Source organism: Asanoa sp. NPDC050611 (assembly GCF_040654855.1).
Classification (GTDB): Bacteria; Actinomycetota; Actinomycetes; order Mycobacteriales; family Micromonosporaceae; genus Asanoa.
In genome coordinates this window covers 1-11504 of sequence record NZ_JBFAIU010000246.1, presented here as the reverse complement: position 1 = coordinate 11504, position 11504 = coordinate 1, and the positions used below count along the sequence as shown (strand labels likewise).

Annotated in this window: 13 protein-coding genes; 5 read left to right on the top strand and 8 right to left on the bottom strand. The window is 73.0% G+C overall.

From position 1 onward, the window contains the following. The 6 genes from AB0H87_RS29535 to AB0H87_RS29510 form a co-directional block, all read right to left on the bottom strand. Positions 1–733: SDR family NAD(P)-dependent oxidoreductase (locus tag AB0H87_RS29535; RefSeq protein ID WP_360152710.1), on the bottom strand; the 733-nt coding region annotated here is incomplete at its 3' end. Between the two features lie 130 nt (positions 734–863). Then, positions 864–1160 (bottom strand): PRC-barrel domain-containing protein, encoded by a 297-nt coding sequence (locus tag AB0H87_RS29530; RefSeq protein ID WP_360152707.1) that lies wholly within the window; start codon positions 1158–1160, stop codon positions 864–866. Continuing rightward, positions 1150–1503: a hypothetical protein gene (locus AB0H87_RS29525; protein ID WP_360152705.1), complete on the bottom strand. Its 354-nt coding sequence runs from the start codon at positions 1501–1503 to the stop codon at positions 1150–1152. Before AB0H87_RS29525 ends, AB0H87_RS29530 begins: the two co-directional genes overlap by 11 nt. A gap of 3 nt (positions 1504–1506) precedes the next feature. Then, the gene (locus tag AB0H87_RS29520; protein WP_360152702.1) at positions 1507–2724 is read right to left on the bottom strand and encodes a divalent metal cation transporter; all 1218 of its coding nucleotides are present in this window, start codon (positions 2722–2724) and stop codon (positions 1507–1509) included. Beyond that, entirely contained in the window at positions 2721–3170 is a 450-nt protein-coding gene (locus tag AB0H87_RS29515; protein WP_360152699.1) for a hypothetical protein, read from the bottom strand. Before AB0H87_RS29515 ends, AB0H87_RS29520 begins: the two co-directional genes overlap by 4 nt. Before the next feature lie 92 nt (positions 3171–3262). Continuing rightward, complete coding sequence (locus AB0H87_RS29510) at positions 3263–4978, bottom strand: FAD-dependent oxidoreductase (RefSeq protein ID WP_360152696.1); 1716 nt, start codon at positions 4976–4978, stop codon at positions 3263–3265. Positions 4979–5156: 178 nt separating this feature from the next. Between AB0H87_RS29510 and AB0H87_RS29505 the strand changes: the two genes are divergently transcribed. The 5 genes from AB0H87_RS29505 to AB0H87_RS29485 are packed head-to-tail and all read left to right on the top strand — an operon-like array spanning position 5157 to position 9118. Next, positions 5157–5747: a TetR/AcrR family transcriptional regulator gene (locus tag AB0H87_RS29505; protein WP_360152693.1), complete on the top strand. Its 591-nt coding sequence runs from the start codon at positions 5157–5159 to the stop codon at positions 5745–5747. A 17-nt stretch (positions 5748–5764) separates the two neighbouring features. Then, positions 5765–6598, top strand: coding sequence for an aldo/keto reductase (locus tag AB0H87_RS29500; RefSeq protein WP_360152690.1), 834 nt, complete (start codon positions 5765–5767; stop codon positions 6596–6598). Positions 6599–6612: 14 nt separating this feature from the next. Then, a complete protein-coding gene (locus tag AB0H87_RS29495) occupies positions 6613–7737 on the top strand; it encodes a macrolide family glycosyltransferase (RefSeq protein WP_360152687.1) in 1125 nt (374 codons plus the stop codon). Positions 7738–7745: 8 nt separating this feature from the next. Continuing rightward, a complete protein-coding gene (locus tag AB0H87_RS29490; RefSeq protein WP_360152684.1) occupies positions 7746–8216 on the top strand; it encodes a hypothetical protein in 471 nt (156 codons plus the stop codon). Continuing rightward, the gene (locus AB0H87_RS29485) at positions 8213–9118 is read left to right on the top strand and encodes a hypothetical protein (RefSeq protein ID WP_360152681.1); all 906 of its coding nucleotides are present in this window, start codon (positions 8213–8215) and stop codon (positions 9116–9118) included. Before AB0H87_RS29490 ends, AB0H87_RS29485 begins: the two co-directional genes overlap by 4 nt. 3 nt (positions 9119–9121) lie before the next feature. Here the strand turns inward: AB0H87_RS29485 and AB0H87_RS29480 are convergent, their stop codons facing one another. Both AB0H87_RS29480 and AB0H87_RS29475 read right to left on the bottom strand, forming a co-directional pair. Further along, on the bottom strand, positions 9122–10327 hold the full coding sequence (locus AB0H87_RS29480; protein ID WP_360152678.1) for an epoxide hydrolase family protein: 1206 nt from the start codon (positions 10325–10327) through the stop codon (positions 9122–9124). Positions 10328–10454: 127 nt separating this feature from the next. Continuing rightward, positions 10455–11504 (bottom strand): thiamine pyrophosphate-dependent enzyme (locus tag AB0H87_RS29475; RefSeq protein ID WP_360152675.1); only part of this gene is annotated, 1050 nt, incomplete at its 5' end.

Here is an 11504-nt window from a genome sequence, read left to right as displayed (position 1 = left end):
GCCGCGACGGTCGGGTGCGGGTCGTAGTTGGGCGTGTCCAGCGTGAACGAGAACCCACCGGCGTGACCCGCGTCGGCCAATCGGCGACCTGCTCCGGCGGCATGGTCGACGGGATCAGCGGCGTCCAGATCGGACCGGGCGCCACGGCGTTGACGCGGATGCCGCGGTCCCCGAGCATCTGGGCCAGGCCCGCGGTGAAGTTCGCGATCGCGCCCTTCGTCGTCGCGTACGGCAGCAGCGTCGGTTTCGGGCTGTCGTAGTTGATCGAACTGGTGTTGATGATCGACGCGCCGGCGCCCAGGTGCGGCAGCGCCGCCTGGACGAGCCGGAACATGGCGGTGATGTTGACGTCGAACGTGTGCTGCCACTCCTCGTCGGTGACCTCTTCCACGGTCTCGTGGGTCATCTGGAACGCGGCGTTGTTCACCAGCACGTCGATGCCGCCCAGCTCGGCCACGGCCCGGTCGACGACGGCGCGGCAGTGCTGGCGGTCGGCCAGGTCGCCCGGCACGAGCACGGCCTTGCGCCCGGCCTCCTCGACGAGCTTCGCGGTCGCCCGGGCGTCGTCGTCCTCGTCCAGGTAGGCGATCAGGACGTCGGCGCCCTCGCGGGCGAACGCGATCGCCGTGGCGCGCCCGATGCCGCTGTCACCGCCGGTGATGACCGCCCGCTTGCCGGTCAGCCGTCCGTGGCCCTGGTAGCTGTCCTCGCCGTGGTCGGGCTTGCTGCGCATCTCCCCGAGCGTGCCCGGCGGCTCCTGCTGTGGCTCGTTCTCTTGGTCGGTCACGGTGCCGCACTCCCTCTGCCGCGATAACTCCTGGTAACGGCTGATTGCCCGACCTGCGGTCAACCAAACAGGGCGCCTAGACCACGGTGGCGCGGTCGGGGCGGTCGAACCGTAGGCGGCTCCACGGCACCGTGGTCATGTCGCGGCGCAGGATCGCGCGGGCGGCCGTCTCCAGCAGCCAGGGTCCGCCGGCCTGCGCGCGCTCGTATCCGAGGAGGCGTCCCCACGGCCCGCGGACGACCACGGCGGCGGTGATCCGGGGACCGTCGTCCGTCTCGTCGGCGTGCAGGTCGACGATGCGGCCGACCCGTCGACCGGCGCTGTCGACGACCCGCACGCCGAGCAGGTCACTGACCCTCGTGTCAGCCGGCATCGTCGGCTCCGGGGATGCGCCCGACCAGATGCTCGTCCAGCCAGCGTTCCAGCGGCGGCGGGTCCAGCAGCTCGACCCGCACCGACAGGTGAACGGCCGAGTCGACCCGGGCGACGAGGTCGTACGGTATGCGCCGCGGCCCGAGCCGGTCGACGTCGAGCCGGTACGCGGTGCTCGTGATCCACCGCCCCAGCGCGCCGCCGAACCGCCTGCCGAGCGCCTGCTGCCCCGTCAGCAGCGCGGTGACCACCGCACCGGTCAGCTCGAGGTCGTCGACCTTGCCGACGGGTGTGCCGTCCCGGTCGACGATCTGCCGGTCGAGCAGGTCGAAGGCGAGCAGCATCGGTCAGCCTCCCATTCCGGTCATCACCATCAGCGGGATCGCGGCGACCGCGGCGGCCAGAACCACCACCAGGTAGCCGATGCCGAGCACGTTGGCCACCCGGCCGTTGACCTTGTCGCCCAGGTAGTCGCGGTCGTTGGCGACCACGAGGATCGGCAGGTACGTCAGCGGCAACGCGACCGCGCTGAAGATCAGCATGTACTCGGTCAGCTGCACCGGGTCGATCGTGGTCAGCAGCGCGGCGACCGCGAGCAGGATGCTGAGCAGCACGACCAGGTGGAACCGGGTCGCCTGGCGCGGCCGCAGGCGTTTGCCCCAGGCCCAGCCGAAGTACTGCGCGACCGTGTACCCGGCCGACAGCCCGGTCTCCATCGCGGCCCCGAAGGTCGCCGCGAACACGCCGATGATCGCCAGCGCGAGGCCCCACTGTCCGAACGCGAGCCCGGCCGGCAGGACCGACTGGCCCAGCGTGTCGACCCGGATGCCGAGCGGATGGAACACCGCCGCGGACTTGGCGAGAAAACCGAAGGCGAGCAGCCCGCCGAGCGGAAAGCCTAGGAAGACGTTGACCCGCGAGACCGTCAGGTCCCTGGGTGTCCACCTCTCCTCGACGCCGCCCGAGGAGAAGAAGAACACCTCGTACGGCGTCATCGCCGAGGCGAACAGCGCGATCGCGAGGAACCAGTAGGTGGGCCAGTTCTCGCCCGGCGGCGGGACCACGTGTGTCGCACTCCCCCAGTCGGTGTCCAGCCGCAGGGCGGAGACCAGCACCACGACCAGCGTGAGGCCGGCCAGCCCGAAGACGCGCTCCAGGGTCTCGAACCGCACCCGCCACAGCGCGAGCCAGAGCAGCACCGCGACCAGCGGCGTCCACAGCAGGTAGGGCGCGCTGCTGAGCAGTTGCAGCGCCAGCGCCACCCCGCCGATCTCCGCGCCGAGCGTGGCAACGGTGATCAGGTAGGAGCCGGCCAGGTTGACCAGCGCCACCCGCGGGCCGAGGCGCTCCCGCACCAGGTCGAAGACGGGTCGGGTGGAGACCGCGCTGACCCGGCCGGCCATCTCGGCGTACACGCAGATGCCGACGACGCCCACGACGAGCACCCAGGCGTGCGCAAGCCCGAACCGGGCGCCGGCCTCCGATGTGGACACGATGTCGCCGATGTCGACGAACCCGCCGACGGCGGTGAGGATGCCGAGGGTGACGGCGAGGAGCCGCCTCACGCGTGTTCCTCGACGAACGCCCGCAGACCGTCCGCCACGGGCTGGGCCGCGGCCGCCGCCGCGGTCCACGCGGCCGGGTCGCGGGCCGCCTCGAGGCGGTCGAGGGCCGCCGCCGCGTCGCGGAGCAGCGGGGCCAGCTGGTCCCGCAGCTTTCGTGCCCGGTCGTCGGGTGGCCCTTCCCCGGCGAACCCCGCTGCCGCGGCGGACAGCGCTTCGCGGGCGTCGGCGAAGCCGGCTTCCGCGTACGCGCGCGTCACCTTGCCGGCGGCCAACGCGTCGCCGGTCAACCGGGCGGTGCCGACGGCACCGTACGCGGACTGCGCGGCCCGCACCGTCATCGTGCGGTAGTCGTGGAAGTCCGCCGGGCGGGTGGACAGGTGGCCGAGCCCGGCCCAGAGGAGCGCGACGAGGCTCACGGCGATGGCCGCCCAGGTGCGCGACCGCATGGTCCACCTCCACGCCCGGAAGGTGAGTGTTTCCCGTCTTTCCGGGCGGCGAGGGACTTACCACTTCCCGACGGATGCGAAACGCCGGGGCGTCACTCCACGAGCTTTCCCACCGTCGAGACGGCGGCGTCCGCGATGAGGTCGGTGATCTCCGTCGGCGCCGGTGCGACCGGCTCGTGGACGATGCCGCCGGTCGGTGACCAGACCAGGTTCACCCGCAGCGCGGGGTCGAGGTCCGGGTAGTCGCTGCGGTTGTGGCAGCCGCGGCTCTCGCGCCGCTCCAGCGCCGCGGCCAGCGTCGCGCGGGCCGCCAGGGTCGACGCCTTCAGGTCGAAGGCGTGGGCGAGGTCCTGGAAGCCGGCGATGTCGGGGTGGATGCCGACGGCCGTCATCCGCTCCTCGATCGCGTCGAGCTCGGCGAGCCCGGTCCGCAGGCCTTGTTCGTCGCGCACGACGCCGGCGTACGCGGTCATGGTGTCGCGGACCGCCCGCTGCAACGCGCGCACGTTCTCGTGGCCGTCCGCCGCGAGCAGCTCGTCGACCTCGGCACGGGCTTCCTCGGTGGCGGCCGCGGAGCGCCGCTGCGCCTCCAGGCCGGCGGAGTAGTCAGCCGCCGCGACCGCGACGATCCGGCCGTAGACGAGCAGCTCGATCAGTGAGTTGCCGCCCAGCCGGTTGGCGCCGTGCAGCCCGCTGGCCGCCTCGCCGACCGCGAAGAGACCCTCGACCTCCGTGCTGTGGTCCTCCGGCCGGACCCAGACGCCACCCATCGAGTAGTGCGCCGTGGGAGCGATCTCGATCGGGCTCGCGGTGATGTCGAGCATCTGGAGGTCGAGCATCATCTGGTAGACCCGCGGCAGGCGCCGCATGATGGTCTCGCGCGGCAGGTGTGAGACGTCGAGCCAGACGCCGCCGTTCGCGGTGCCACGGCCCTCCTGGATCTCGGTGTACTCCGCCAGCGCCACCCGGTCGCGGGTCGACAGCTCCAGGCGTTGCGGGTCGTAGCGCTCCATGAACCGCTCCCCCAGCGCGTTGCGCAGGATGCCGCCCTCGCCGCGCGCCGCCTCGGAGACCAGGGTGCCCGCCGCGTTCTCGGGCGCGAGGATGCCGGACGGGTGGAACTGCACCAGTTCCGGGTCGCGCAGGCGGGCGCCGGCCGTGACCGCGAGCCGGAACGAGTCTCCGGTGTTCTCGTCCCGCCGCGACGACGTGCGTCGCCAGATCCGGGTGTGGCCGCCGGTGGCGAGGATGACCGCGTCGGCGTGCACGACCTGGCGGGTGCCGTCGTTCAGGTCGAAGCCGTACGCGCCGAACACGACGTTGTCGCGGACGAGCAGGCGCGTCACGTACACCGAGTCGAGGATCCGGATGTTGAGCTGCTCCGCCCTGCGCACGAGCGTCCGCTGGATCTCCAGGCCCGTGTAGTCACCCGCGAAAGCGGTCCGGCGGTACGTGTGCGCGCCGAAGAACCGCTGGGAGATGCGACCGTCGTCCTCACGCGCGAACGCCATCCCGTAGCGCTCGAGGTCGTGGATGCCGCGCGCGGCGCCCTGGGTCACGATCTCGACCGTGCGCGGGTCGGCCAGGAAGTAGCTCTCCTTGATGGTGTCCGCGGCGTGCTGCTGCCAGCTGTCCTGCGCGTCCATGGTGCCGAGCGCCGCGTTGATCCCGCCGGCGGCCAGCGTGGTGTGCGCGTCCAGCCGCGGCCGCTTGCCGACGACGAGCACGTCGACGCCCCGCTCGGCCAGCTCGATCGCCGCCCGCAGCCCCGATCCTCCGGTGCCGACCACGAGGACCGTGGTGGACATGCGACGTTCCGCGCGCTCCGACATGACATGCCTCCCGTTGGGTGTGGCTCCTGTTCAACGCTAGGACCGTCCAGCGCGCCCGGATGTGACTGTGATCCTCCGCACTAACAGAACGAGCATTTTGTTTGTACGCTCGCAACCGAAGCAACCATTCTGTTTGTGCGCCGAGGAGGGCGGCATGCCCAAGCTGACCGAAGCTCGCAGGGAGCTACGTCGCGACCAGATCGTCCAGGCCGCACGCCGGTGCTTCGTCCGCACCGGGATGGAGCGCACGTCCGTCGCCGACATCACCGCCGAGTCGGGGCTCTCGGCCGGGTCGATCTACGCGCACTTCACCGGGAAGGCCGACATCGTCCGGGCGGTCGTCCAGGATTCCCTCGACCGCCGGGCGGAGCTGGTCGCGGCCTTCGCGGCCAGCCCACACCCGCCGAACCCGGCCCAGGTGATCCTCCAGCTCGCCGCGGCGGCCGACCCCGACGACGCGCGGATCGCCCTGCAGGCGCTCGGTGAGGCGACCACCGACCCGGCCATCCGCGACATCGTCGGCACGACGATCGACCGCATGCACGCGCTGTTCCGGGCGAGCTGCGAGGCCTGGCTGGTGAAGTCGGAGGGCCACGCCGCCGACGCGGCCGCCGCGCGCGCCACGCGACTGGCCGGCCATCTCGTCGCGGTCTTCCAGTCCCTGCTCATCCAGAATGCGTTCCCGGACGGACCCGGCGCCGTCGACGCGACGGCCGTCGCGGACCTCGTCGCGGCACAGACCTGACACCCCGAGGAGGAATCATGGACACCGGTACGCTCGCCGGCCGCACGGTCTCCCGCATCGGCTACGGCGCGATGCAGCTCGCCCGCCTGCGCGACGACCGCGACGCGGCGATCGCCCTGCTGCGGCGCGCGGTGGAGCTCGGCGTCGACCACGTCGACACCGCACACGTCTACGGCAACGGCTTCGTCAACGGCCTGCTGCGGGAGGCGCTGCGGCCCGCCGACGACGTCCTGGTCGCGACCAAGGTCGGCATCGATACCGACCCGGCGGGCCGGTTGCCGATGCGACCGGCGCAGCGGCCCGAGGAGCTGCGGGCGAGCGTCGAGGACAACCTGCGCGGCCTGGGCGTCGAGCGGCTGCCGCTGGTGTACCTGCGGCGGCTCGACGTCGGCGCGCGCATTCCCGTCGCGGCCGTCGCCATCGAGGACCAGCTCGCGGCCATGGTCGCGATGCGCGACGCGGGCATGATCGGCGCCATCGGGCTCAGCGGGGTGACCCTCGACGGGCTGCATCGGGCGGCACCCGCGGGTGTCGCCGCCGTGCAGAATCCCTACAGCCTGCTCGCCCGTGACCACGAGGACCTGCTCGACCTCTGCACCGCCGAAGGGATCGCCTGGGTGCCCTTCCACCCGCTCGGCGGCGCCACCCCGGGCACGCCGAAGGTGACCGACGACCCGGCGGTCCAGGCCGCCGCCCGGAAGCTGGCCGCCACCCCGGCCCAGGTCGGGCTCGCCTGGCTGCTCGGACGCGCCCCGAACGTGCTGCTGATTCCCGGCACCGGCAACGCGGATCACCTCGAGGCGAACCTGGCCGCCGGGAAGATCACGGTCGACGGGTCGACGCTCGCCTGACGGGAGGGACCCACGTGAGCACCATCGCGTTCCTGAACATCGCCATGCACGGCCGCGTCAACCCCACGCTTCCCGTCGTGGCCGAGCTCGTCCGGCGCGGGCACTCCGTCAGCTACCACACGTCGCCCGCCTTCGCCGACGAGGTCGGTGCCGCCGGCGCGAAGGTCCTGCTGTACGCCGGGGGCGACCAGCCGCTGCCGGACCCGCCGACGCCTGCGGCGCTGCTGGCCGGGCTCGCGCGCACCGCCGTCGCCGTGCTCCCCGACGTGCTGTCCGAGCTGCGCGGCCTGCGGCCCGACCTGATCGTCCACGACGCCGCCTGCCCGTGGGGCGCGGTCGCGGCCCGTACGCTCGGCGTGCCGGCGGCCGCGTCCTTCACCACGTTCGCGTTCAACCGGGAGGTGCCCAGTCCCACCCGCGGCTCGCCGACGCCCGAGTTCCTCCGTGCGCGCCGGCGGCTGCGCGGGCACGGCCTGCCGCTGGTCGACCTGGGCAACATCCGCCAGCCGCTCAACCTGGTCTACACCTCGCGGATGTTCCAGCCCGGCGTCGAGGAGCTCGACGCGTCGTACCGGTTCGTCGGCCCGAGCATCGGCGCCCGCCGCGCCGACCCGTTCCCGGTCGACCGGTTGCGCGACCCGGTCCTGTACGCGTCGCTGGGCACGGTGTTCAACGCCGACCCGCGGCTGTTGCACACGTTCGCCACCGCGCTCGCGCCACTGGGCGGAAGCGTGGTGGTCGCCACGGGCCGGACCGACCCCGCCGCGCTGGGCGCGCTGCCGTCGAATGTGGTCGCCCGCCGCTCCGTGCCGCAGCCCGAGGTCCTGGCCCGGGCGGCGCTGTTCGTCACCCACGGCGGGATGAACAGCGTCAACGAGGCGCTCCACGCCGGCGAGCCCATGCTGGTCGTGCCCCAGGGTGCGGACCAGCCGCTGGTCGCGGCCCGGGTCGTCACGCTCGGCGCCGGTCTGACGCCGCGCACCGCCGACGTGACCACGCAGGCCGTCCGCGGCCTGGCGCAACGCCTGCTGGACGAGCCGCGGTTCCGTGGCGCCGCCCGCGTCCTCCAGGCGGCCCAGCACGAGGCGGGCGGCTACCCGCGCGCGGCCGACGAGCTCGAGCGCTACCTGGGCGGCTGACCATGACGGTGGCGATTCTCCTCCTGCTGGCCGGCCTGTCCGAGGCCGCGGGCCGGCTGCTGCCCGTGGTGGCACCGGGCTCCGGTTTCTCCCGCGCCCGGGCGGTCGCGCTGCTCGCCTGCGGCGCGGTGGTGGAGGCCGCGGTGTTCGCCCTCTGGCCCCTGTTCGCGCTGGCCCTCACCGGCGTGATCGGCCCCGGCGCACCGGCCGGTCTCGTGTGGACACCGGGGCTGGCCGCGCCCCTGCTGCTCGCCGCGGTCCTGGCGTTCCCCTTGCTGGGGCCCGTCCTGCATCTGGTGCTCTTCGTGGGCGTGGGTGCCGGCCTGGCCGGGGCGCTCGCACCGGCGGCGGGGATCGGCTGGTGGACCGCCGCCGGCTGCGTCGCCCTCGCGGGCGTGGGCCTCGGCGTCGCCGTGGAGGCGGTGCGCCGCCTGGCGGGCCGCCTCAACACCGCCTGGACGCCGGCACCGCGGACATGACCGAGGTGGCGCTGCTGTTGCTGCTCTGCGGGCTCGGACCGGTCCTGGTCGCCGAGGCGCTGCTCGCCCGCCACGAGGTGCTGGCCTACGCCGCGGGCCGGCGGGCACCGGGCGGCACGGCGCCCCGCGGCATGCCCCCCGCCCGGGGCGCCCGCCCGGACCGACCACCGGCCGCGTACCTCGTCTATCTCGACGGCATCGGGAAGCGGCACCACCGCGACACCCGCGACGGCGGCCGGCTGGTCAAGGCGTTGCTTGAGCGGGCGCCCGAACTGCGGGTACTGGGCCAGGTGCAGCCGTACTCACCGCTGGCGTACGCCCTCGCCGACCGTCCGGTGTGGACCTGGCTGCGGCGGCACGTCGCGCTGTCGCTGTTCCTGCACAACGTGATGCAGATCTTCATCGCCGCCGACCACCGCTACCGCCCGCTCTACAACCGGGCCGTCGGCGGGCAGATCGCGACCCAGCTCCGCCTGGCCGGCTACCGGCCCGGCTGCGGGATCCCGGTCGTCGTGCTCAGCTACAGCGGCGGTGCCCAGGTCGCCACCGGCGCGGTCGACGAGCTGTGCGCCCAGCTGCGCTGCCCGGTTTCGTTGATCACGTTGGGCGGCTTCCACAACGGTGCCAACGACATCAGCGGCGCCGCGCACCTCCACCGGCTCACCAGCGCCGGCGACCGGATCGAGCGCCTCGGCACCTGGGTGTTCCCCCAACGCTGGCGGTTGTGCCGACGCAGCAACTGGAACCGCGCGCGGCGCGCCGGGAAGATCACCGTGCACCGGCTCGACCCGGCCACCCACGTCGGCGCGCGCAGCTACATCAGCGCGGCGGCCCGACTGCCCGACGGGCGCAGCCACCTCGACCGCACCGCCGACACCGTGCTCGCGCTGATCCGCGCGTGAGACTCACCCGGTCCGCAGTGGACGGAACGCGGCGCGGACCTCCGTCGCGAACAGCTCCGGCTCTTCCCAGGCGGCGAAGTGGCCGCCGCGGTCGACCTCGTTGAAGTAGAGCGGGTCGGGGTAGACCGCCTCGACCCAGCTGCGTGGTGCGGGGAACAGCTCGCCCGGGAACGTCGTGAAGGCGACCGGGACCCGCACCGGCGGCGGAGGCTGCCCGGACGCGTCGGCCGCGGCCAGGAACCGGCCGAACTCCCAGTACCACCGCGCCGCCGAGGCGCCGGTGCCGGTCAGCCAGTACAGCGTGATGTTGTCGACGATGGTGTCCCTGGTGAGGTTGCCGACCGGTGCGTCGTCGACGAACGCGCGGGACATCTTGTAGTAGCTGTCCGTGTCGTGGTCGAGCATCCACGCCGCCAGCCCGATGGGCGAGTCGAGCAGCGAGTAGCCGATGGTCTGTGGTCGGGTGGTCTGCTCCTGGAAGTAGCCGAAGCCGTCCGTGGTGAAGGTCTCGAGCGCGTCGTGCGCGGCGCGTTCCTCCGCGGACTCGGCCGGCAGCTTGTCCTTGAGGCCGATCGCCAGCGCGAGCAGGTTGACGTGGATGCCGAGCAGCCCGTCGGGTCCCATGCGCCCCATCGCGTCCGTCACGGCCGCGCCGACGTCGCCGCCCTGCGCGACGTACCGCCGGTAGCCGAGCCGGTTCATCAGCTCCGCCCAGGCCGCCGCGATCCGGCCGTTCTCCCAGCCGAGCTCGGTCGGCTCGCCCGAGAACCCGTAGCCGGGCAGCGACGGCAGCACGAGGTGGAAGGCGTCGTCGGCCCGGCCGCCGTGCGCGGTCGGGTCGGTGAGCGGTCCGATCGCGTCGAGCAGCTCGACGACGGAGCCCGGCCAGCCGTGGGTCATGATCAGCGGCAGGGCGTCCTCGTGCGGCGACCGGACGTGCACGAAGTGGATGTCGACGCCGTCGATGGTCGTCGTGTACTGCGGCAGCGCGTTGAGTTTCGCCTCGAACGCGTGCCAGTCGTGGTCCGTGGTCCAGTAGCGGGCCAACGCCTGCACCGTGTCGAGCCCCACCCCCTGGGACCGGTCGTCGACCAGCTCCCGGGTGGGCCAGCGCGTGTGCGAGACCCGGTCGTGCAGGTCGGTCAGCGCTTCCTTCGGAGTGTCGAGCAGGAAGGGGCGGATTTCGTTGTCGTCGGACAAGGCATTCACCTGCCAAGGTCGACCGGCGCCGGAGCACCGGCGGTGGGTCGGCGGTCGGCGCGGCATCGTCGATGCCCGGGCCGGCCGGCTGGCAACCACCCATTTTCCCATCGGCGCGCGGCCCACGGGCCGAAAGTCAGGACCTCAGCTCGTTGATCTTGTCGCGGGCGATGGTGGTCATCGTGGCGACCTTGTGCGGCTGGCCGCGCAGGAACGACTCCGTGAACCGCTTGGCCTGCTCGTAGGTGACCTTGCCCGGCATCGGCGGCTCGTCGGGGTTCACGTCGACGTCGACGAGCGCCGGGCCCGGGTGGGCCAGTGCCGCGCGGACCGCGTCGGCGACGTCGCCGGGCTTGCCGACCTTGGCACCGTACGCGCCGCACCCCCGGGCCCAGGACGCGAAGTCGGCCACCGGCCGACGATGCCGCACGCCGTACTCCGGATAGCCGAGCACGATCTGCTCCCAGAGGATCTGGCCGTACGAGTTGTTGTTGTTGATCACGACCTTGACCGGCAGCTCGTGCCGGACGGCGGTGAGGAACTCGGCCATCAGCATCGCGAAGCCGCCGTCGCCGACGTAGGCGATCACCTGCCGGCCGGGGTACGCGAGCTGCATCGCGATCGCGTACGGCAGTCCCGGCGCCATCGTGGCGAGGTTCCCCGAAAGGTAGAACCGGCGGTCGCCGCGGATGGTCCAGTGCCGGGCCGCCCACGTGGCGATCGTGCCGGAGTCGCAGGTCAGGATCGCGTCGTCGGTGGCCAGATCGTCGAGGACGCCGATCGCGTACTGCGGCGCGATCGGCTCGCGGCCCGCGTCCTCCAGCGCCGCCATGTCGGACCGCCAGGCGTCGCTCTTCTTGCGGTACTTCGCCAGGAACGCGCCGTCACGGCTCGACAGCAGCGGCAGCAGCGCGGCGAGGGCCAGCTTCGCGTCGGCGGCGACCGGCGCCTCCACCGGCAGCCGCAGCCCGATCAGCGACGGGTCCGAGTCGATCTGCGCCACCCGCGCCTGGCCGGGCTCCGGCAGGTACGCGCCGTAGGGGAAGGAGGTGCCGACCATCAGCAGCGCGTCGCACTCCTCCATCGCCTCCTCGCTCGGCCCGCCGACCACCTGGCCGCCGTCACCGACAGCCCGGTGCCGGTCGTCGTCGTCGGCCAGCTCGCCGAGGACGCACCGGTCGACAAC